This is a genomic window from Psychrobacter sp. Rd 27.2, from assembly GCF_001921755.1.
Taxonomy (GTDB): Bacteria; Pseudomonadota; Gammaproteobacteria; order Pseudomonadales; family Moraxellaceae; genus Psychrobacter; species Psychrobacter celer.
Map to the genome: position 1 here is coordinate 57,340 of NZ_MRYB01000013.1, position 22,435 is coordinate 79,774.

The following is a 22,435-nucleotide window of genomic DNA, read 5'->3' on the forward strand; positions in this document are numbered from 1 at the left end:
TGTCGCCCAGTATGGCGAACCCCTTGATACCCAAACCCATTGAGATCATAATTAATCCATGAAAACGCTCAAGCTACGCATCAAAGACAAACACGCCGCTCAGCTCAATATCTTGGCTTGGTCGGTCAACTTTGTCTGGAATTATGTTAATGAGCTTAGTTTTAAACATCTTAAGCGCACAGGAAAATTCTTTTCAGCCTATGACTTGGACGCTTATACCAAAGGCAGTGGCGAGTATTTAAACTTGCACAGCCAAACCCTGCAAGCGATTAGTGAGGTTCACGCTAAATCCCGTAAACAGTTTAAAAAAGCCAAACTCAACTGGCGCACCAACAACCCAAAGGCCAAGAGAAGGAGTTTGGGCTGGATTCCTTTTAAAAAGACCGCGATTAAGCACCTATCAACTCGTCAGTCTGGCAAGAAAAGCCTTAAATCTACTATTCAGCTAAGCCTCGCTAAGGGTAAAAAACTAATCATTGATATGTGGGATAGCTATAACCTCTCGCTCTACCGCATCAATACTTGCGAGTTGGTACAAGACAATCGGGGCCACTGGTACGCCTGTATCATCGTCAAAGAATTTCCAAAGATTAAGTGTGGCACGGGTCAAGTCGGTATTGATCTAGGCTGTAAGGACTCAGCAGTCAGTAGTGATGGCGATGTTCTAACCACTAAGCTAACCCATCAATACGCTGAAAAACTGGCCATTGCCCAAAGAGCCAAGAATAAAAAACGGGTCCGTGCGATACACGCCAAGATTAAAAATACCCGCCAAGATCTGATCCATAAATTCACATCAAAGCTTGTTAAAGCCAACAGCTTAATCATTGTTGGAAAGATTAAATCAACAGCATTCACTTCATCCAAACTGGCCAAATCCGTCTATGATGCTGGTTGGTTTGAAATAAAACGGCAACTGGATTATAAATGCGCGAACGCAGGTTGCCAGTATATCGAAGTCAATGAAGCGTACAGCACCCAAACCTGCTCGTGTTGCGGCTCCCGCCAAGACAGTCCGAAAGGTAGAGAAGGTCTTGGTATAAGAGTATGGTTTTGTCGTTCTTGTAAAACGACCCATAACAGAGATGTTAATGGAGCAAAAAACATTCTCGCGGTCGGGCTTGACCGTCTTTAGTAGGAATACCCTCCGTTTAGGGAGGGGAGGAAGTCAAAACCGTCAAGAAGCCTTAGATCGAGCATTGAGACTTTATTTCAACAAAAACATCTTAAGTACTGTCTAAAAATATTTGACCACTACAAATGGCCCTGAATATATCAGCAATGATTTAAAGGATTGGGCAACTAAGCAAGGTATCGTTATCGAATACATCGAGCCTGGCAATCCTCAGCAAAACGCTTATATTGAACGATTTAATAAGATAGTGCGTTATGACTGGCTTAATCAAGAACTATTTGATAGTTTAGATCAAGTGCGGCACCAGGCTGAAGCTTGGCTGTATCACTATAATAACGAAAGACCCAATATAGGTAATGGTGGCTTTACGCCGATTCAGAAACTTAATATGGCAGCTTATTTCTACTTATTTGGTGTTTTAAATTTGGGGGTATTTCCCTGGGAACGCAGCACGCAAGTAAAATTTATACCAGTAGCGCGTTTAAATCCATAACAGTTTTACATTCAGCTAACTATATATGCACGATTCTGTGCAAGAAAGAGAATATGATGCTATAAACAGAGAATGGGGCGCTATAGTATCTGCGTGGAAAAGTTAACTGAGACAGTAAAATGAAATTAAAATTTGCAGGTACACCCAAATATATTGATGGTAAGGAGGTATTCATATATCAGGATGTAAATATTATAAAATACCAATGGAATTCTGTCACTGTGATATGTACCGAGCAAATCAAAGCAACCGATAACGTCTTATTTTGGCATACCGGCGGCGCGCCGGCGCTATTTGCCTACGCTGATGATTTAGATATACGTTAACGAAACTTGCACAGCAGATAAAACCTTCTAAATTGAAAAACCTCTGATGAGCTAGTATCTTTTGCCTAAAGATTCGGCTTAGCAGCAATATTGTTCATACTATTTTAAAGGTTTTTTATGGGTCAAATCAGTGACTGGGTACTCTCTATTACGGCGAAGTTTGGCTACTTTGGCATTATCTTTGCCATGTTTGCCGAAAACGTCTTTCCGCCTATTCCCTCTGAGGTCATTATGCCTGCTGCTGGGTTTGCCGCCTCAAATGGTGAGCTTAATCTCATACTTGCCATATTAGCAGGGACGCTTGGCGCGGTACTTGGTGCGTTACCGCTGTACTATTTAGGCCGCGTGTTTAACGAAAAGCGCTTGATAGCCTTAACCAAAAAATATGGCAAATTTGTTTTTGTAAAACCTGACGATATCAAAGCTACCAATGAATGGTTCGATAAGCACGGTAAAAAAGCGGTATTCTTTGGTCGTATGGTGCCTGGTATCCGCTCGTTTATCTCGATTCCTGCCGGTATGAATAATATGCCAATGCTACCGTTTTTGGGACTCTCCGCACTTGGTGCAAGCATTTGGACGACAGGTCTGACGCTCGCGGGTTACTATATGGGCCAAAACTACGAGGTTATTGAATCGACGCTCGCCCCTTACTCGACAGGTATTAGCATCCTTATCGTTGTCATTATTATTGGCTGGTTTGTAAAGCGACGTTTATCTGATAAACGCTAATAAATGCGAAGGCCGATAATCACTAAGTGCTAACGCTTTGATTTACTTGTCGATAGCGTCCGGCCCTAAGCGCATCCAAGTAATCGCCTGCTCTTGATGCTCTGTCATCGCATTCCAGATACCGTCTTCGCTAAAGATAGAAATGAGCCTCACCAGAGTGCTTAATTACGATAATTCTAAATTCCAGCTCGCTAATTACCATGACATACCCCATTACCCTTCGTAAAAAGGTATTACAGTCTCTTGAACAAGGCATGAGCGTGCGCACCGCAGCCAAGCTTTATTTGTTTAAACTTGCCCAAATAACATTACGCCATGTATTAATGAAGGGCCTAAGAATACCATAAACAATCCCGCTAAAATCATTGTTAAACTAGCTATAACGCCCTCGTCCTCATTGCGCTGACTTGCCCGGGCTGTACCAAAACCGTGTGATGCATTACCAAATGCGATTCCATTTGCAAGATGTGAGCGAATACGAAAAAAAGTCAAAATCATATCCCCTAAAATCATTCCCACCATCCCTGTGATCAAAGTAAACAATGAAACTAAAGAGGAAGATCCGTGGATTTTTTCAGATAAGTCTAACGCAAATGGTGTCGATATTGAACGGGCCATCAAGCTATAGGTCAAGGTCTTATCAAAATGGAACAAACCAGTGAATAGGTATATGCTTAAGACTCCCACCACCATCCCAACAGTTATAGAAGCGGTCAAAGCCAAAGCATGTTGACGTATTAAACGACGATATTCATAAATAGGTATAGCAAACGCAACCGTTGCGGGGGCAAGTAACTGCACAATCCAAGCTGTATCCTTCCAATAAGTATCATAAGAGATATTAAAGATAATCATTAATGAAAGCGTTATTACTGGAACCGTGATAGCTGGGTTTAGCCAAGATTTTCGATAGCGCACATAGATTACTTTAGCCATATAATAAGCAGCTAATGTCCAAATGAGACAAAGGATTGACCAGATATTCATCGCAAACCCTCACGCATTATCATTATTTTTTAGGTTTAATTGGGCTTTATGAATCTGATGTCGATACAATCTACGTTGCAAACGGTGCACCATAATAAAAGTGAATGCTGAGCTTAACATCACCATCGCGGTACTTAAGATAATTGTCAGCATTAATTGCCAGCCCTTACTGATAAATAGCGCCTTGTATTGAAGTATTGACATCATAAGTGGAATAAACATTAATACTAATTCACCCAAAACAAATTTTGCCCCCAGTCTGACCCAGTTAACCTTGATAGCACCACTCATTAATAAGATCAGCATTAAAGATACTCCTAAGACGCCTGAGGATACGGGTAAATGCAATAACTCAACCAATATCGCAGCACAATACCAGACAGCTGCGATAATAGCGCATTGCATAAGGACATGAAGCCATGATTGGCGACAGAACTGTTGAAGTCTAAGTTTTTTTTCAGCTACAAAGGATAGGGATAAGTGAATATTAGGATTACGCATAATAATTGTTGTTTGTTGATTAGAGACTACTTATTATAAAAATACCCTAGTCATAAATTATGAATTATATTTTTATTTTTATTCCTAATTTATATAATAAGTTTCGTTCTTTCTCTTAAATGTGGTCTATTATTTATGATAACTTTCAAGCAATTACGCTGCTTTGTGACAGTCGTAAAAACAGGTGGGTTTCTTCAGGCTAGTATCCAACTCAATCTAACCCAACCCACCGTTACCAAATCCATCAGTAACCTTGAAGAATATTTAGGCGTAGCTCTGTTTGATAAGCCGTTGACTCATAGAAAAAAGCGGCTAGTTAATTTAACGGAAATTGGCGAACACCTCTATATTCAAGCAGTGGATATCTTACAAAAGGCAGATAATCTTGAACAAACAGTAGTAGATTATCAGCAATTAATAGGTGGTAAGTTGCGTCTGGGGATTTCACCGTTAGGCAGTGAAATACTAAGCAAAGCTATTTTTAACTTTTACCAAATGCATCCTAGTATAGAAACCTCACTTATCGAAGATGGTGCTGAGTCACTTAAGCAGGCCCTTCTAGAGGGGCAACTTGATGTGGCAACATTGATGAAGCCGATTGACGATGATTTTGACTACTCGTCGATATGTTGCTATCCAGTGGTGGTCGTAGCAAATAAAAACCGTATGGGTAAGCGAAAAACCAAGGTAACACTTAAGTCACTATCAAATGCACCCCTAATTTTATTTACCTCCAATTCATCATTTACTCCAATGATTATAGAAAACTGTCAATCACTAGGTTTTGAACCTAATATTATTTGCCAAACCAATCAGTGGCACTTGCTTCTTGACATGGTAAAACAGGATATGGGTGTGACTCTTTTGCCTCAATATTATACTCAAAAGTTGGATTTGACAGGATTAGTCTGCTTGCCACTAACCCAACCTCAGTTAAAATGGGAGCTTGTCATGGCTTGGCGTCGTCATCGCTTGCTTACACCAAGTATGCGAGCTTGGCTTGATAACATAAGAAAAAACATATAACCAGGCCTTGATAATGCTTTGGCTGAAACAGGACATAGGTTATACAAAACAGAGGTGATTGAATATTTAAAAGCAGGTTGGCAAGGTTTAGCGAATGTACAACTTGCGACATTAAATTGCGTAGATTGGTTCAATAAAAAGCGTATACACAGTGCATTGGGCTATGTATCGCCTTTTGAGTTTGAAAAGCGGTATTATGATATAGTCGATACACTCTAAAAATCTCATAGCGCTACTGGGATGCTATTTTTAAACGTAGGTTGCGCAGCCTCTGGGAACGCAGCACGCAAGTAAAATTTATACCAGTAGCGCGTTTAAATCCATAACAGTTTTACATTCAGCTAACTATAATTTAATCCTTTCAGGCATCGCTGCCTGACTCAAGTAAACCAGACTCCGACATAGTCGGGGCGGTTCACTATATCGCACTTAATAGGGTACTGGTGATGGCATTGGGTCAGCTAGATCGCTTGTGGTGCATCAGGCTGCTGCATCGGTTCGGCATCTATAAAGGCTTTTAAGGTGCGGCAGTGAGCATCAATGGCGACGATGGTTGGGTAGGGGGTGAGGTCCACCTCAAACCGGCGCGCAGACGACACCTGTGGTATCAAATAGCAATCTGCAAAGGTTGGCGTGTCACCGTAACAAAACTTACCGCGAGTATGGTCAGCTGCCAAGCGTTTTTCTAAAGCGGCAAAGCCTTCGCTGATCCAGCGGTTGCACCACGTCATGACCTGCGCTTCATCTACAGACAGCTCGTGGCGTAAGTATTGTAAAATACGGCGGTTATTAATAGGGTGTATGTCGCAGCCAATCATCGCACTCAGCGCTCGTACTTGCATACGATCAGCAGCGTCACTGGGCAATAAAGGCGGCGCAGGATAGACCTCTTCTAGCCACTCTAATATGGCAGGGCTTTGATAGAGTAATACATCATCAGCTTGTAAAACAGGCACCAATCCTTGTGGGTTTAGGGTTTTGAAAGTCTCAGCGAGCTGCTCGTCTTGGGCCAGATTGACTGCCAGATAATCGTACTCTAGGCCTTTTAGATTCATTGCGATACGTGTACGGTAAGATGTGCCGCTACGAAAATAACCGTAAAGTTTCATCATGGTATCTTCCTTTTATTATGTTATGTTGTGAGTCAAACGCCCCGTTGCCACCATAGCTTGTCCCGTCATTATCGTTGCATAAGATATGCATGCTCTCCAACTGCACATGCATACAATCAGGCGTAAGTGTTATAAAATTGTACTTATCATTCCACGGCCTAAGCCTAAATCAATACCAGCCTTTTAGCGAGTCAATTATGCCAGCAGCCAAAAGCCCTATAGACAGCGCGACGACCACTCAAAAAAATGGCGTCCAGTCTTTGGAGACAGGGTTGTCCGTCTTAGATATCCTTATCGAGCGCCGCGAGCCTATGATGTTAAAAGACATTGCTCAAGCGCTGCAAATGCATCCTGCCAAGTGTCATCGCTATTTGGTCAGTCTCATTCGAAAAGACTATGCACAGCAATTGGCAGACGGGCGCTACGGACTTGGGCACAGAGTCGATGCGCTAAGCCACCGCGCCCACCGTCCAAACAACCTTCTAGAGCGCCTGACGCTTATCGCCCATGATATCAAAGACAACTTGCACTGCGGGGTACAGATTGCTAAATGGTTTACCGAAGGACCTATTATTATCCAGTCGGTCGAGCCAGATAGCGCCATCAGTATCATCACGCGTGTGGGCTCACGGATGCCGCTTAGCACATCGGCGACAGGGCAGCTGTTTGCCAGCTATCAGTCAGACATGGTTATTTGGCCATTGGTGACGGCAGAATGGCGTGACCATGAGACCTATGATGACATGGCACAAAAACGTCAGACGTTTAGCGAACGATGCGCCAATATCCGTACCCAAGGCTATGCTATGGTGACAGGCGATATGCTAAAAGGTATCAACGCCATTAGTATGCCTGCTTTGATATCATCACAGGCAAGTCATATAGACGATCACAGTACCGAGAAACACGCACCTATCGGTTTAGAGTATGCCATCACGGTCATCGGGACCAATGAGCAACTGCCTGTACATAAGCAACATGATTTGGTCGCGCAGATACGGGCAATCGCGCAGCGTTATGATGTGATGTAACGGTGTTTTTCCTTAACATTATTTTTCGATACTCAAGTCCTGCACCGACTATTTATTCGCCCATAGGGACCTGTTGCTTTACTTCTTCTAACTCTTCGTTGTGCAAAAACTGCGTATGAACGGGTGCGCGTTTGGTACGTGACCACTCATCGAGCATCTCTTGCTTCATCGCTTCGGTAATCATCGATACTTTTTCTTCTGACGTGACATCGTCATAGGTCAGCTCCAAGCGGTGGCCGTTTGGATCAAAGAAATAAATCGAGTGAAAGATACCGTGATTGGTCACACCGACCACCTCGATACCATTGTCTTCTAAATGCGTTTTTGCCAGCATCAGGGCATCGCGGTCTTTTACCTTCAGCGCCAAATGCTGCACCCAGCTTGGCGTATTGGGGTCAAAGCCCATCTCAGGCTGATTTGGAACTTCAAAAAATGCCAAGACATTGCCGTGTCCTGCGTCTAAAAACACATGCATATAAGGGTCGAAGGCCTTGGTTGAGGGTACATGATCTTCGGCAAATGCCAAGATAAAATCCATGTTTAGATGTTTTTTGTACCATTCGACAGTTTCTTTGGCATCCTTGCAGCGATAAGCCACGTGATGAATTTTTTCAATTGTAAAGCTCATATCAATATCCTTTTGATAAGGCGTGACCTGCGTCATACTGCCAGTATGGTTCGAGCAACGGTTTGATCAGATCGGACGTATGCTCTACTAAGATTCTGGCAGCGTGATGAACTGTTTAGCATTGCACGCCCATATGATAGCCAGTATCAGTGGTCAAAATTAAAGCTAAAAATCAAAGCTCAGGGCAGGCAAGACTTTACCGCGTACTTCGCCAAAACCGACTCGAACGCCGTCTTTTTCGCTATAGCCTTTCATGATGACGGTATCGCCATCTTCGATAAAGCTGCGCGTCTCACCGCCGGCCAGCGTCACAGGTTTGGTCGCGTTCCAAGCGATCTCGAGCATTGAGCCATAAGCGTCAGGTGTCGGCCCCGAGATCGTCCCCGAGCCCATCATATCGCCGACTTCTACCTTACAGCCGGTGATGGTGTGGTGCGTCAACTGCTGCGCCATCGACCAGTACATATACTTAAAGTTTGTCTCACAAACGACAGTAGCGCTCTCGGCATTTTCGGGTAGCAGTTCGACCGATAGGTTGATATCAAAGCTGGTATCAGTGGCAGTCTCGTTTAGATACGCCAGCGGTTTTGGCTCTTGGGTAGGGCATGAGGTCTTAAAGGGGGCAAGCGCCTCCATGGTGACAATCCAAGGCGAGACCTCAGAAGCAAAGGTTTTGGCATTGAATGGGCCTAAAGGCACGTATTCCCATTTTTGGATATCGCGCGCTGACCAGTCATTGAGCAACACCATGCCAAAAATATGCTCAAATGCTTCATCGACGGCGATAGGCTGGCCAAGCTGGTTGCCTTTGCCAACGACAAACGCAGTCTCTAGCTCAAAATCCAAGCGCTTACAAGGTGAGAAGATAGGGCGCTCATCCGCATTTGGTTTTAGCTGCCCAGAGGGACGCACGATATCGGTGCCACTGACGACGACCGTGCTGGCGCGGCCATTGTAACCGACTGGCATCTCTGTCCAGTTGGGCAGCAGCGCATTGTTTGGATCACGAAACATCGTACCGACGTTGGTTGCGTGCTCTTTAGACGAGTAAAAGTCGGTAAAGCCTGGCACGTGAACGGGCAGATGCATGGTGACATCTGCTTGCTTAAACAGCGCCTTTTTTTGTAGCTCGGTGTCGTCACGTAGGGTACTGTCTGCGTCAGATAGTAGCGTTTGAATTGTCGCACGCGCCTTTTGCCAATTATCTCGGCCTGAGTCAATAAAAGCGTTTAGGGTCGGCTGGTTAAAGTACGGCCCGCCTGCTAAATCTAGAAGACCTGCTGACTCAAGCACAGACAAATCCAGTACGTATTCACCGATTGCCACGCCAGCACGGCGATTGTCTGCCTTTGCTTGAGTCTTGGTATCGCTAAAAATACCATAAGGCAGATTGTGAATAGAAAAATCAGAGTCGGCGGCAACCTCGATAAACGAAGTCAAGTTTTTGTCAATCGTTGACATAAGATGCTCCTTGCTAAAAAAATAAAGGACAAAGTTAGGTGATAAAAAGTGAGTGAATAAGAAATATAAGGTTGATTACGCAATACGTAATTTATTACTTATAGTATAATTTATGTCTTATGCTAAGTTATCATCAGAGGTATTGCAAGGGTTTTATGCCCATCATCGCTTACTTTTAGGGGCACTATTAGCCATGCAGATCGGTGAAGTGCTGCGCAAAATACGTTTGCAAAAACTGCTTAAAGGCAACCGTTGCAGGCGCTAGCGCTCGTGATGAGCGTTGATAGATAAAAAACCGCCTTGTCTTGACTGGATGAGCAAGTGGCCGCATCTGTAAGCCATTGGCGCTGACCCAGTCGATCACCTCTGGCATATAGGGTAGGCACAACGTGATACCAAACCCTTGACGCGTCATCTCCAGCGCTGTCGACATAAAATTGACCTTGTAGCGCGCTTGCTGAATATGGGCGGCGACCGCTTCATCAAGCTCGGTGGTGACTTGCTCAATAAATGGCCCTTGCAAGGTAATGAGCGGCGTCTCTAGCAAGTCTTGCCAGACGATCTCACTTTTTTGTGCCAACACATGCTGCTCTGGCATCACCACACAAAACGGCAATTCGTACAGTAAGTCGGTACTGATGTCATCATCCATCTCCATAAATCCAAGCTCGGTACCGACGCCTAAGTCTACCTCGATATTTTGGATGTGCTGTAGGACATTCTCGGCCGAGCAATCTAATAACGACACGCTGATATCAGGATAGGTTTGGGAAAACTGAGCGATGACAGCAGGCATAGAGGAGGCTGCAAACTGCGACACCGCCAGTCTGACTTGGCCTTGCGCCAAGCTGGTCAAACTACTGGCTTCGTTTTCAAATAGATGCATCTCATTTAGTACCCGCCGCGCTTGTGGCAGCAGATGGCGACCTACAGCGGACAACGATAGCTGGCGGGTGGTGCGGTCAAACAACACGATACCGAGGCTGGATTCTAATTCTTTGATCAAACCACTCACGGCAGATTGGGTCAGATGCATCTGGTCACTGGCACGGGTAAAGCTGCCATTGTCAGCGACAGTGATAAAAGCGGTCAATTGGCGAATACTGATATTCATAAGTAAACCTGATAAATAAATCATAAAAAACAATTAGTCTTATAAATAAAGCTAATCTAATATAAATGCATCGTCAATAAGCGTTATTGATATAGACAAATTTTTACGCTGATTTAAGGTTTGATACGGATTGATAGTGACGATTTTTAGCACTAATTATTTTTAGCAGTAATTGATATTAAGGATGATGACCATGGCAGATTTATTTGAAAACCCAATGGGACTAAACGGATTTGATTTTGTAGAGTTTGCTTCACCTGAGCCACACGCTGTCGATGCATTGTTTAAGCAGCTAGGCTTTAGCCACATCGCCAACCACCGCTCAAAGGACGTGGCGCTTTATCGTCAAGGCGATATTAATCTCATCTTAAACCGTGAACCAAAAAGCCACGCCAGCTATTTTGTAGAAGAGCATGGCGCAGGGGCGTGTAGTATGGGATTTCGGGTGAAAGATGCCAAAAAAGCCTATGAGCGTGCCATTGAGATGGGCGCGCAGCCTGTCGAGGTGCCAACAGGCGTGATGGAGCTGCGCTTGCCTGCGATAAAAGGCATCGGTGGCTCTTTGATATATTTAATTGACCGCTACAAAGACGGTGAGTCTATCTATGATGTCGATTTTGAGTTTTTTGCTGACGTCGACAGACAGCCTACCGGTTATGGCTTTAAAGTCATCGATCATCTTACGCACAACGTCTACCGCGGCCGAATGGCGTATTGGGCAAACTTCTATGAGCGTATCTTTAATTTCCGCGAAATCCGTTATTTTGATATCAAAGGCGAGTACACAGGCCTTACCAGTAAAGCCATGACCGCCCCTGATGGCAAAATTCGCATCCCACTTAATGAAGAATCAAAGCAGGGCGGCGGGCAGATCGAAGAGTATTTGATGCACTTTAATGGCGAAGGCATTCAGCATATTGCCTTAGCCAGTGATGACTTGCTGGAGAGCATCGATTTGCTCAAAGCGGCGGGCATTCCGCTGATGACTGCGCCAAACGATGCTTATTACGACATGTTAAGTGAGCGTCTGCCGGGTCATGGTGAGGATGTCGCGGCACTGCAAACACGCGGTATCTTGCTAGATGGCACGACTGAGGGCAACGAGCCTCGCTTACTGCTACAGATTTTTTCCGAGACCATCTTAGGCAGTCCGGTGTTCTTTGAATTTATCCAGCGTAAAGGCGATTATGCAGAAGGCTTTGGTGAAGGTAATTTTAAGGCGTTGTTTGAATCTATCGAACGCGACCAAGTGCGCCGCGGCGCTGTCGGTCAACCAGAAACAGAAGCGCTATAGCAGCGGCGGGCAAGGCAAAAGGAGTTTGTCTTGTCCACTTGCTTCATTATACGTAGCAGTTGGCTTGCGTATTTTAGTCTTATCCGCATTGGCTGGTCTGACTGGCTGGCTTGTTTGACCGATTAGGTGACGTGATCGACGCGCCAGTTTGTATGGTCAACGGGTAGAGGACAAAGGGCTGATAGAAAAAACAATCGTCATACAAGGAGTACAGGCATGGATCGCCTCTCACATACCCCCTCTTATCAACGCGCTGTCAGCGGCAGTCACAAAAACGACCTCGGCAAAAAACAAGCCGCCGACAGCTCAATTACCGATAGCACTAATACTAATATCAATACCACTAATAGCAGCGCCCATCTAGCGGCTTCTCGTCTAGAAGCTTCCTATCTAGAAGCGCCGCAAAAGCAGCCATATGTCTCGCACCAGCCCGACAGTGATGGCCATATTGCCTATAGCGATGATGAGCACCTCATGTGGCAAACGCTGCTCGAGCGACAAGCCAAACAAATCCCCAATCGCGCCTGTTCAGCCTATCTAGACGGCCTAACAAAGCTGCAGCTACCCACCACCCAGATTCCGCAATTGGCTACTATCGATGATGTCTTGCAGGCGACCACAGGGTGGCAAACGGCTGCTGTGCCAGCATTGATTAGCTTTGGTAAGTTTTTTAAACTGCTCTCCCAGCGGCGTTTTCCTGTTGCGACTTTTATTCGCCGCATGAATGACATGGACTATATCGAAGAGCCGGATATCTTTCATGAAATCGTTGGCCATTGCCCGCTGCTGACTCATCCTGCATTTGCCGCTTTTAATGAAACCTATGGTAAATTAGGTCTCAACGCCAGCAAAGAAGAGCGGTGGTTTTTGGCGCGCCTCTATTGGTTTACCATCGAGTTTGGACTGGTAGGCCATACCCCAAAAGACCGCAAAATCTATGGTGGTGGTATCTTAAGCTCACCATCTGAGACATTATATGCGCTGAGCGACACGCCTGAGCATCGGGCGTTTGATTTGCTCGATGTGCTGCGCACCCCTTATCGTATCGACCATATCCAGCCTATTTATTATGTGATTGATGAGCTGGATACGCTGTTTGATATCGTCGACAGCGATATCATGGGCGTGGTCAAGCAAGCGATGTCACTGGGTTTGTTTGAGCCGACCTATGCCAGGGAAGCCAACTGCTGATTTACTTTATTTGCTTTAACACGGACGTATATCACGTAAAAACGTAATCATGACAATAAAAGGAGTTTATTATGACGACACTATCCCAAGCCAGCTGCGAAGCCTGCCGTATCGGTGCCCCGACAGTCAGTGAGACTGAAGCGCGCGAGTTATTAACGCAGATTCCTGATTGGTCACTTATCGAGGTCGATGGTATCCGGCAGTTGCAGCGCCAGTATAAGTTTAAAAACTTCGTCGCGGCCATGGCATTTGCCAACGAGCTTGCCGATATCGCCGAAGCAGAAGGCCATCATCCAGGCATATTGGTCGAGTGGGGAAAGGCCACGGTTACTTGGTGGTCACACAGTATTAAGGGGCTGCATCGCAATGATTTTGTCATGGCTGCCAAGACCGATAGCCTACTTGGTAAATAATCAGGGTAGCAATAATCAGAGCAACTGATTAAACTTGCCACACCAAAGCCAACCCTAACGCCAAATCCACTGGCAATCTAAGGATGTGTGATGCCACCAAAAATACTCACTCAAATCTCTTCTCAACTGGCATTTATGATCTCTGCCATCGTCATCGCTATCATGGGCGTCACCATGATCGGCTTTGGCTGGGTGCCTCATCTCTCGTTGATACTCGCTATCTGTGTCCTACTGGCCATCGGTTTGTTTCGAGGCCTCAGCTTCGATGATATGCAAGCGCAAATGGCCTCTGGCGTGATGCGCGGTATTGGCGCGATATATTTGTTCTTTTTTATTGGTCTAATGGTCGCCGCCTTGATGATGTCTGGTGCCATTCCGACGCTAATGTATTTTGGTTTTCAGCTTATATCGCCCGAGTATTACTATATTTCAGCGTTTGTACTGACCTCTATCATCGGCGTGGCCTTAGGCAGTAGCTTGACGACCGCGGCGACTCTTGGGGTGGCTTTTATCGGCATGAGCCATGCGTTTGATGCCAACGTCGCTATCGCTGCAGGTGCGGTGGTGTCGGGCGCGTTTTTTGGTGATAAGATGTCGCCGCTGTCCGATACTTGTACCATCGCTTCATCTGTGGTGGGGATTGATCTGTTTGCCCATATTCGCAATATGATGTATACCACCATCCCTGCATGGATACTGACCGTGATATTGTTTTGGTTTTTTTCGGGGCAGACGGTGAGCTCGGACTTAAGTCAAGTGACTGTGCTACAAAACCAGCTGATAGACAGTGGCTTGGTACAAAACTACGCGGTACTGCCTTTTGTCGTGTTGGTAGGGTTGGCAGTGTTTCGCGTCAACGCTATTTATACCATCATCTGTACTATTTTTGTCGCCCTTATCGTCACCTATTTTCATAGCTCACCCAGTATCGGGCAGTTGGGAGGCTATTTGTTTGCAGGCTATACGCCAGCTGAGTCGCTAGAGCTGGGCGAAGTGGCAGGGATGATATCGCGCGGTGGTGTACAAAGCATGTTTTTTACCCAAGCAATCGTGGTGCTGGCGCTCAGTCTGGGTGGCTTGCTGACGGCATTGGGTATTTTGCCAGCATTGCTATCAGGGATTAAAGGCAGCTTGACCACCGCAGGGCGCGCAATCTTTGCCGCGGCGATGTCTGCGCTTAGTATCAACGTGCTGATCGGTGAGCAGTATTTGAGCATCCTGCTATCAGGAACGGCGTTTCGCCCAACCTTTGAGCGCTTGAACTTGCATCCCAAAAATCTATCACGCACCATTGAGGATGCAGGTACGGTCATCAATCCATTGGTACCATGGAGTGTGTGCGGGGTGTTTATCAGTCAGGCGTTAGGCGTTCCTGTACTGGATTATTTGCCTTATGCGTTCTTCTGCTATTTGTCGCTGCTCTTGACATTGATATTCGGTTTTACCGGTATTACCATCAGCCGCGTAGATACTCCTAGCGCCAAGACGTCTGTATAGCTCTTCATAAAAAACATAAAAATGATGCCCCAATCGGTCTGCTTGCAGGCCGATTTTTTATGCGTGCTGTTTTGATCAGTAAGGTTTTATCAATTTATTCTTATCAACCTATTCTTATCAATCTGTTTTCACAGTCGGGCGGCGCTACCCATCGCTTAGCACCAAAGCAGATAATGGCTATGTTAATATATGTTATTGTATATTGATGAGTGGCGCTGGTCTGTGCTAACTTTTAAATAAATATTGGTGTGAGCGGCTTGCCCATAAAATAGCTTATAAAAAATCATCAATTCAATAAGCGGTAAGCACCGGCTTGAATAAATTATAACGACATAAAACATCAACGATAACGATAACGATAACGATAAATATAAAGGACAAAACGATGCTACTCGAAAAAATCAAGACACCTGGACTGGCTCATCTATCTTATTTGTTGGGGTCGGGTGGTCAAGCGGCGGTGATTGATCCGCGCCGTGACTGTACGATTTATGTAGAAAAAGCGCGTGCCGCTGGACTTGAGATTACGCATATATTTGAAACCCATCGGAATGAGGATTTGGTTTCAGGCGCGCCGATTTTGGCGAACATGACAGGGGCGACAGTGTTTCATGGTCCAAACCCAGAGCAGCCTATCGTCTATGCGCAGACAGTGCATGAGGGTGATTGTTTCGCGATTGGGCAGCTTGAGATTCGGGTGATCGAGACACCAGGCCATACTGATGATCACCTAGCGTATGCGGTGTTTGACAGCGCTTATCCAGACAAGGCGGTAGGAGTGTTTACCGGAGATGCTTTGTTTGTAGGGGATGTCGGTCGTACGGATTTTTATCCCAACCGCCGTAAAGAGGTGGCAGGACTGCTCTACGACTCACTACAAAAAATCTTAGCACTGGGCGATCAGGCGATTATTTATCCGGCTCATGGGGCGGGGTCGGTCTGCGGCTCAGGTATGGCAGAGCGTGAGTTTTCTAGCGTCGGGCATGAGCGGCTAAATAACCCGCGTTTACAAATTACAGAGCGCGACGCTTTTATTGATGCAAAAATCAATGAAAATCACTATCAGCCGCCGTATTTTAGACTGATGGAGCGCTTAAATATGCAAGGCGGTGACGCGCCGCCAGCTATCATGCGCCCGCGCAATTTGACATTGGCACAGTTTAAGGACTCTGATGCCGATCATATCATCGATATCCGCGAGACGATGGCGTACGCTTCTGGCCACTTTCCAGGTTCGATGAGTTTGCCAGTCAGCATGATTCCAGCCTTTGTCGGTTGGTTTGTCGGTGAGGGCGAGCGCATTGCGTTGGTGGCAGCAGATGAAGCGCAGTTAGCTACTGCCATGGCACATCTGGTGCGGGTGGCGCTTGATGATGTGGTGGGCGGCTATGTGGGTGTGGTCGCGGCGGCCAAGCAAGGCGAGCGTCTGCAGCGAATACCGATGATCGACACCCATGAGGTCAGAAAACGTCTGAATGGTAATGATACGGATATCGACCAAAAAAACTGGGTGCTCCTCGACGTTCGTGACGCTGACGAGCGCGCCGCCGATGCGATCAAAGACTCAGAGCACATCTATGTCGGCCATCTCAATGAGCGCTGGCAGGCGCTTGATAAGCATCGTCACTATACGTTGATGTGTGCTAGCGGCGCACGGGCCACAGTCGCTGCTGGCTGGCTGGCGAGCCAAGGCTTTGATAATCTCGACATCTATCTGGGCGGGATGGAAGCGTGGCGTCATGCCAAAGACACTGCTGAGTGATAAGGCATGTCATCAGGCCAGTTATAAAGCATTGGTGCTTTAGTCAGCCTCCACCAAAACACCAGCCTTTTTGATTAACGCTTAAAATGTCGCCTGCAAACTGACAGACATTTGACGCTCAGGCCCCATCCAGCAGTTATTGATATCGTAACAGGCACCGATATAGGTTTTATCAAACAAGTTATTGATGCTTGCGCCGACAGCCAGCATCGGACTGATTTGATAATTGCCACCGATATCGACCAAGGTCACGCTTGGTAGCTCATCCGAGTTTTGTTTATCAAGCTGCATGCCGTCTTCGTAGCGTACGCCTGCATTCAGTGTGAGCTTATCTGTGGCGTAGTAGTCGGCCCACAGCGTGGCTTTGTGCTTAGCCGTTTGCGCTGGGGTATTGCCGACCACATCAGGGTTGAATTCATCTTTTGTAATCTCAGCGTCGGTATAGCTATAGCTTGCCGCAACATCCACCCAGTCATTGAGCATATGACTGCCTGATATCTCAAAGCCTTTTGACTCAATCTCACCGGTCTGAGTTTGGCTTCTATAGTTGATTTCGTCTGCGACCACGACGTTTTTTTGCGTGATATCAAAGACAGCGAGCGTGCCTTTGGTCGCGCGATCTGAGGACAGATATTTGATACCCGCTTCTAGCTGGTCGGCGGTGGTGGGTTTAAACGCTTCATTGGTAATAAAGTTGCTACCAACGACAGGCTGAAACGACTGAGAATAGCTGGCATAAGGCGATAAACCATTATCCAAATCATAAATGGCCGCCAGACGACCGCTGGTTTTTGAGGCATCATTATCGATCGTTTGTGCATCGTACACCGCGCCTTGTGCGGCTTTGGTTTGCTCAGTGATACTCTCAAACTTATCGTGACGCAAGCCTGCGACCACGGTCAAATCTTGCCACTGCATCTCATCTTGTACATAGAGCCCAAGCTGGCTTTGCTCGATGTCTTCGTCTTGACGATAGGCATCTAGCGGCAGGGTATCGGTATCGATCTGGGAAAAATTGGGGTTTGATAAGTCAAGGTTTGGCGTACCCGCTGCGCCCGCATCATAGTAAGTCGCCCTACTGTCGGTTTCTTGATACTCAATACCGAACAACACATTGTGCGAGGTGTTGGCCGTGTCGAATTGATAAGCCAGCTGGTTGTCTGTGGTCCAGTTTTTCATGCGCTCATCAGTGGTATACGCCACGCGGTTTAAGATCTTATCGCTACCATCGATAAACCCGCCACTATTATACATATTGCGCTGCTCAGCTTCGGCATCGGTGTAGCGTAAGATGTGCTTAAAGGTGAGATTGTCATTGATATCCCAGTTTACCGTAATGCTTGGCATCAGTACTTCTTTACTAAAATGATTCCATTGATCCCCTGCATAGGCATCGCTGTCTAATTTGCCATGGCTGGCGTTGTAGACCGTACCGACAGCAGGTAGTGGGGTGGATGGCACCATCTCTGGATCATCTTGATAAAACAGATTGGCAAGCACAGAGACATCGTCAGTCGCCTGCCACTCAAGCGATGGATTAATCAGTAATCGCTCTTCTTCGGTGGTCTGCATTTGACCGTCTTTTTGCCGTTTTAATGCTACCAAGCGATAGTTGAGCGCATCGCTGACTGGCCCTGTCGTATCGACCGCTACCTCCTTTAAGTTTTGATTGCCAAGTCGCAGCTGCACTTCGGTTTCTTGCGTGCTCTTTGGGGTTTTGGCGATCTGGTTGACCATACCACCTGGTGCGGCATAACCGTAGAGCGAAGAGGCGGGACCTTTGACCACCTCTACCGCTTCGGTGGCATAAATATCTACCTGCGGCATGAGGTTCCACGCGCCATCATAGGGCAGTCTGAGGCCGTCATAAAAGTTTGAGTAGGTCTTAAAACCGCGGATATTATACTCATCAAAAATAGAGACTGTGCCGCGGCTCTCCGAGCTTACGCCTGGCTCATAACGCAAAGCAGCGTTGACACTATCTGCTTGGCGCTTTTGTAACAACTCCTGATCGATGCGGGTGTAGCTCATGGGCGCATCTTCAGGGTCTAAGGCGGTCTTGGTACCGGTGCTGCGATAGCCATCGGCATAGACAGTAATGGCCTCTAACGTGGTCGATGGGGCGGTCGAGGTCGAAGCAGTGGTTGTTTCGCTTGCGCTGATGACTTCCGCGCCTGTAGACGACTCAGCACTGCCTGAGTTGTCGATTGTCTTGGCCGCAATCGATTGCGCGGCTGCGATATGACTGATACCCATTAATAGGCCGATCTGTACGGCCAATGTCAGGTGTTTTTTTCGGATGGTTCGGATAGATAGAGGGGGTAAATGAGACCGCATCTGATGTCCTTTTGAGTAGTCGAATCTAAATGGCTCGCTAAAGCGTTGGTTTTCTTGCGTGCTGTACCTGCGCTGCTCGATGCTGCGTAAAACAACACTTCATCTCGCCATATCGTTTTTATATCGGGTTGACTATAGAAGTAACGACCACTGCGAGTAGTGCGTATCGTGCCAAGCGCGCGTCATTTATTTGAGCATCGCAATGGCGTCGATGCTGGCGCGCTGCCGTTCTTCAGCGTTTAGCTCTATCAGTCGGCCAGCTTTCATCAGTAGCAATCGATCGGCATGCTCAAAATAGCTGTCGTCGTGACTAATGATAAACAAGGTTTTGCCCATGGTTTTGAGCTTGGGTATCAGTGTGTGATAAAACACACGGCGAAAGGCAGGGTCTTGGTCTGCGGCCCATTCATCGAGGAGTAGGATGTCTTTTTGTTCGGCGACAGTGATGAGCATGGCCAGTCGTTTTCGTTGGCCTTGTGACAGCTTATCGGTAGAGAGGGTGTCGTCAGTGATGCTCACTTTGTCTTGCAGATTGAGCTGATGCAGCCATGTATCCGTCAGTACTCGATCAGGCGCTTGTCCTTTAGGGCCGATGAGCTGCGTAAACAGATGCTGATCGCTAAAAATCGCCGAAAACAGCTGGCGATAATCGGCGCTACTTTGTGAATCGCTGTTTTGAGAATGAATGAGCTTTCCATCGACTGTTACGGTGCCCGTCGTCGGGGCAAAAATCCCCGTGATGATCTTGGCCAGCGTAGACTTGCCGCTACCATTTGCCCCTATCAAAAACACCACATCGCCACGTTGCAAAGTTAGTGTGACAGACTGTAAGATATCATCAGCATGCTTGCTGTCGACAGCTGTCACATTTTGGCTATCGATGTTGTGTGGATAGCGATAACAGATATCCTGAAAACAGATGGTTTGCCAGTTTGTCGCCGCGCTGTCTGTTTGAAAATCCGGCTGATAATCAGCAAGTGCCAACGCCTGTATTTTTTCTAAAGCCACTTGGGCAGTTTGTAGCGTGGGGTAAGCGCCGACAGCATGTAGGAGCGGGGACTGCATAAATAAAATTGTCAAAGAAAACGTCGTGGCCACAGCCATGGAGACGCCCAGAGAGCTTGCGACGGCAAAGACGATACCAATCGCGGCAAACATCATGATATTGGACCAGTTCACTGCCGATAAATGAAAGGTATCAGACTTGGTCACGGTCTGTTCATAGGCTTTGGCGTGTCGCAAAAAGTCGTCGTTATACAGCCTTTGGGCGCGGTGTTGGTTGAGCGCCAGCTCTTTACGTCCTTCTATGATGGACTGATAATCTTGGTATAAATAATCATTGATCTCGCGTAGCTCTGTCAGATGCGTATAGACGTGCTTGACCAAAATAGTACTGATCCAAATTGTCATCACAATCCAGCACATGACAATCAATAACAATGGCAGCGACAGCCAGCCCAGATACAGCCCGACACCTACCGATAAAATCACGCCTTGTACCAGCTCCGGCATGCGCACAAACGCGGTGGTGATAGACTGAATGTCAGAGGATAAGCTGGCAAGTAAGCGCGCGCTCCCTAGATTATCTATCTGCGGCACGGCGGTGTCGATGGTTTGTTTGACCAGTTTTTTCCGTAGCTCATAGACAAATCGATGACCCAAGCGCGTGAGGGCATATTGTGCTAAAAACGTGGTCGTTAGCAATAGCAGCACCAATAGCGAAAACTGCCCCAAGCTCTGCCATGATAAAGCACTAAAGACAGACTGGCTGATAAAGGTGTGATTGATATACGCGATGATACCGACGCTGACGGCGGCATTGAGCAGGTTTAATAAAACAACTTTTAAAAACGGCAGGCGATAGTGCGCCCATACCATATGATACAAAGAAGCGGCAGCGCGAGGGGACATAAAGACTCAGTAAATATACGTTTTTGAGGGTTTTAAAGAAGCTTGGCGTTCGCCCTATAGATGCTTATAAGGCTGAACGCTGATAAAAAAACAAATACAGGCTATATAAATAGAAGCTATGACAAGTAGAAGCTATGACAAGTAGAAGCTATAAAAAATAGCTTTTTATGTCGATTCCTTGCTCTGCGACTGGGTGAAAAAACACAGCCTAAGAAGCCGGCTGAATGTCTAGTTTAAACTCCCATGAGGTCGCCGTCGTCGCCGTGCTATCAGGATAATTGATCTTATCCAAACGCACACGCGCATAGCTGTTGCCTTCAGCAGATCTGATAAGTGCGCCTTGAGCACTATCAACCGGTTTGGCATTTAGCTGATGGGTCATGCCATTGTAGGTATACCAGCCAAAATCCAAATTCGGAAAACTGCCAGTATACGCAGGGTTTAGGTCCGAGCCTTTACTGTCAATCACCCAGCTTCTGGCGCTTAGCGGCTTGTCGTAGTCTGCTGTGCTGGTAAGGTCGGCTAATGTCGCTGCACTACCATCGGTGATAAATTGACTGACAATAGGCTCGTCTTTTGCATCATAATATCCTGCTGGTGTGGCGGCAAGATAACCGCCAATCTTACCACTGGCCGAATCCCCACCATTTAAAATCACATCATTACGCTTAAAGCCAATCTGCCAAGTGCTGTCTTTGTCCATGCTGCTTAGGCCTGTTTTTAGGTCAACATATACCCAGTCATCATTGCTGGTGGCGTTGATGGTTTGAGTCTGTACCTGATTTGGTAGCGCCGTATCAATCCAGCGAATGGTTGGGTAGCCAGATTTCCCAGCATCATTATAGTAGTTGGTAATTTGCATGGCATAGATAGGCTGCTGCACGCTGCTGTCTGTCATGTCGCTACTACTGTTTGTGGTGACCATATAGACACGGTTATTGGGATATAGCTGATGATTGCCTTGTAAGTTGTACTCAAACCAAGGCTTGGCAGTAAACACCCCGCCGCTGCGGTCTTCGTTATAATGCAGGCTGATGTCACGGCCTGTATCAGGGTCAAGGGTGGCATTGGTATAACGGCTCAGATCAGACCAGTCGATCAAGCCAAAAACCCCGCCCAAACCTGCGCCAGAGTCGCCACTATTGGACCAAAGCTTGACCGAACGTGCTTGGTTTTCAAACTTAATATCCCATGTATCGCCGTCACATGAGCTTTCAGCTTTGGCATCAAAGTCATAACAAGTGGCACTATCAGGTGCTAGGTTGGTGACTTGCCATGTGGCGGTTTCGTTAAAGCTGGCACTGCTGGCAGGCGGTGTGCTGCCAGCATTATCGCTATTTCCGTTATTGCCACTACTCGAGCCATCACTGCCGCCACCGCAGCCGGTCATGCTAAGGGCTAATAGGCTGCTGCTAAAAAGTAGTGCCAATTTGGTCGGCTTGGTGCTCATTGCTAGGGTGGGTTTGGTCATGTCAGGCTCCTTG

At 46.6% G+C, this 22,435-nt stretch carries 20 protein-coding genes and 2 pseudogenes; 12 read left to right on the forward strand and 10 right to left on the reverse strand.

Annotation, left to right across the window (positions count from 1 at the left end):
- Window positions 1-58 precede the first annotated feature (58 nt).
- The 4 genes and pseudogenes from BTV99_RS10795 to BTV99_RS10810 all read left to right on the forward strand — a co-directional run bounded on the left by BTV99_RS10795 (window position 59) and on the right by BTV99_RS10810 (window position 2,686).
- Window positions 59-1,135: an RNA-guided endonuclease TnpB family protein gene (locus BTV99_RS10795; protein WP_075102368.1), complete on the forward strand. Its 1,077-nt coding sequence runs from the start codon at window positions 59-61 to the stop codon at window positions 1,133-1,135.
- Window positions 1,136-1,259: 124 nt separating this feature from the next.
- Window positions 1,260-1,532, forward strand: a pseudogene (locus tag BTV99_RS10800) (transposase); the annotation flags it as partial.
- 215 nt (window positions 1,533-1,747) lie between these two features.
- On the forward strand, window positions 1,748-1,954 hold the full coding sequence (locus BTV99_RS13790; protein WP_075102369.1) for a hypothetical protein: 207 nt from the start codon (window positions 1,748-1,750) through the stop codon (window positions 1,952-1,954).
- Window positions 1,955-2,071: 117 nt separating this feature from the next.
- Window positions 2,072-2,686, forward strand: a complete 615-nt coding sequence (locus BTV99_RS10810) for a DedA family protein (RefSeq protein ID WP_075102370.1) — start codon at window positions 2,072-2,074, stop codon at window positions 2,684-2,686.
- 42 nt (window positions 2,687-2,728) lie between these two features.
- Here BTV99_RS10810 and BTV99_RS13315 read toward each other — a convergent pair whose 3' ends face one another.
- The 3 genes from BTV99_RS13315 to BTV99_RS10825 form a co-directional block, all read right to left on the reverse strand.
- The gene (locus BTV99_RS13315) at window positions 2,729-2,839 is read right to left on the reverse strand and encodes a DUF4298 domain-containing protein (protein ID WP_241900675.1); all 111 of its coding nucleotides are present in this window, start codon (window positions 2,837-2,839) and stop codon (window positions 2,729-2,731) included.
- A 135-nt stretch (window positions 2,840-2,974) separates the two neighbouring features.
- Complete coding sequence (locus BTV99_RS10820; protein ID WP_075102372.1) at window positions 2,975-3,673, reverse strand: LrgB family protein; 699 nt, start codon at window positions 3,671-3,673, stop codon at window positions 2,975-2,977.
- 9 nt (window positions 3,674-3,682) lie between these two features.
- Window positions 3,683-4,174 carry a CidA/LrgA family protein gene (locus BTV99_RS10825; RefSeq protein WP_075102373.1) on the reverse strand — a complete coding sequence of 164 codons (492 nt, stop codon included), beginning with the start codon at window positions 4,172-4,174 and terminating at the stop codon, window positions 3,683-3,685.
- A gap of 135 nt (window positions 4,175-4,309) precedes the next feature.
- Here BTV99_RS10825 and BTV99_RS10830 point away from each other — a divergent pair, with 135 nt between their 5' ends.
- A complete protein-coding gene (locus tag BTV99_RS10830) occupies window positions 4,310-5,200 on the forward strand; it encodes a LysR family transcriptional regulator (protein ID WP_075102374.1) in 891 nt (296 codons plus the stop codon).
- A 9-nt stretch (window positions 5,201-5,209) separates the two neighbouring features.
- Window positions 5,210-5,419 (forward strand): annotated as a pseudogene (locus BTV99_RS10835) (integrase core domain-containing protein); the annotation flags it as partial.
- Between the two features lie 242 nt (window positions 5,420-5,661).
- Here BTV99_RS10835 and maiA read toward each other — a convergent pair.
- A complete protein-coding gene (gene maiA, locus BTV99_RS10840) occupies window positions 5,662-6,309 on the reverse strand; it encodes a maleylacetoacetate isomerase (RefSeq protein WP_218607514.1) in 648 nt (215 codons plus the stop codon).
- Window positions 6,310-6,509: 200 nt separating this feature from the next.
- Between maiA and BTV99_RS10845 the strand changes: the two genes are divergently transcribed.
- Window positions 6,510-7,343, forward strand: a complete 834-nt coding sequence (locus tag BTV99_RS10845) for an IclR family transcriptional regulator (protein WP_075102376.1) — start codon at window positions 6,510-6,512, stop codon at window positions 7,341-7,343.
- 52 nt (window positions 7,344-7,395) lie between these two features.
- Here BTV99_RS10845 and BTV99_RS10850 read toward each other — a convergent pair whose 3' ends face one another.
- From BTV99_RS10850 to BTV99_RS10860, 3 genes are all read right to left on the reverse strand, one after another.
- The gene (locus tag BTV99_RS10850) at window positions 7,396-7,971 is read right to left on the reverse strand and encodes a VOC family protein (protein WP_075102377.1); all 576 of its coding nucleotides are present in this window, start codon (window positions 7,969-7,971) and stop codon (window positions 7,396-7,398) included.
- 165 nt (window positions 7,972-8,136) lie between these two features.
- Window positions 8,137-9,432, reverse strand: coding sequence for a fumarylacetoacetase (gene fahA, locus BTV99_RS10855; RefSeq protein WP_075102378.1), 1,296 nt, complete (start codon window positions 9,430-9,432; stop codon window positions 8,137-8,139).
- Window positions 9,433-9,619: 187 nt separating this feature from the next.
- Window positions 9,620-10,546, reverse strand: coding sequence for a LysR family transcriptional regulator (locus tag BTV99_RS10860; protein WP_075102391.1), 927 nt, complete (start codon window positions 10,544-10,546; stop codon window positions 9,620-9,622).
- Window positions 10,547-10,739: 193 nt separating this feature from the next.
- On the opposite strand from BTV99_RS10860, the gene hppD reads away from it, so the two are divergent.
- The 5 genes from hppD (at window position 10,740) to BTV99_RS10885 (ending at window position 16,703) form a co-directional block, all read left to right on the forward strand.
- Window positions 10,740-11,840 carry a 4-hydroxyphenylpyruvate dioxygenase gene (gene hppD, locus BTV99_RS10865; RefSeq protein ID WP_075102379.1) on the forward strand — a complete coding sequence of 367 codons (1,101 nt, stop codon included), beginning with the start codon at window positions 10,740-10,742 and terminating at the stop codon, window positions 11,838-11,840.
- A 216-nt stretch (window positions 11,841-12,056) separates the two neighbouring features.
- Window positions 12,057-13,031 carry a phenylalanine 4-monooxygenase gene (gene phhA, locus BTV99_RS10870; RefSeq protein WP_241900674.1) on the forward strand — a complete coding sequence of 325 codons (975 nt, stop codon included), beginning with the start codon at window positions 12,057-12,059 and terminating at the stop codon, window positions 13,029-13,031.
- A 71-nt stretch (window positions 13,032-13,102) separates the two neighbouring features.
- Window positions 13,103-13,444, forward strand: coding sequence for a 4a-hydroxytetrahydrobiopterin dehydratase (locus BTV99_RS10875; protein WP_075102380.1), 342 nt, complete (start codon window positions 13,103-13,105; stop codon window positions 13,442-13,444).
- A gap of 90 nt (window positions 13,445-13,534) precedes the next feature.
- Window positions 13,535-14,941 carry a Na+/H+ antiporter NhaC gene (gene nhaC, locus BTV99_RS10880; protein WP_075102381.1) on the forward strand — a complete coding sequence of 469 codons (1,407 nt, stop codon included), beginning with the start codon at window positions 13,535-13,537 and terminating at the stop codon, window positions 14,939-14,941.
- A gap of 385 nt (window positions 14,942-15,326) precedes the next feature.
- On the forward strand, window positions 15,327-16,703 hold the full coding sequence (locus BTV99_RS10885; protein ID WP_075102382.1) for a rhodanese-like domain-containing protein: 1,377 nt from the start codon (window positions 15,327-15,329) through the stop codon (window positions 16,701-16,703).
- Between the two features lie 81 nt (window positions 16,704-16,784).
- On the opposite strand, the gene BTV99_RS10890 is transcribed toward BTV99_RS10885, so the two are convergent.
- The 3 genes from BTV99_RS10890 to BTV99_RS10900 form a co-directional block, all read right to left on the reverse strand.
- Complete coding sequence (locus BTV99_RS10890) at window positions 16,785-19,040, reverse strand: TonB-dependent siderophore receptor (RefSeq protein ID WP_083608629.1); 2,256 nt, start codon at window positions 19,038-19,040, stop codon at window positions 16,785-16,787.
- Window positions 19,041-19,226: 186 nt separating this feature from the next.
- Complete coding sequence (locus BTV99_RS10895; RefSeq protein ID WP_075102383.1) at window positions 19,227-20,951, reverse strand: multidrug ABC transporter permease/ATP-binding protein; 1,725 nt, start codon at window positions 20,949-20,951, stop codon at window positions 19,227-19,229.
- A gap of 208 nt (window positions 20,952-21,159) precedes the next feature.
- On the reverse strand, window positions 21,160-22,422 hold the full coding sequence (locus BTV99_RS10900) for an HmuY family protein (protein ID WP_256713779.1): 1,263 nt from the start codon (window positions 22,420-22,422) through the stop codon (window positions 21,160-21,162).
- Window positions 22,423-22,435 lie beyond the last annotated feature (13 nt).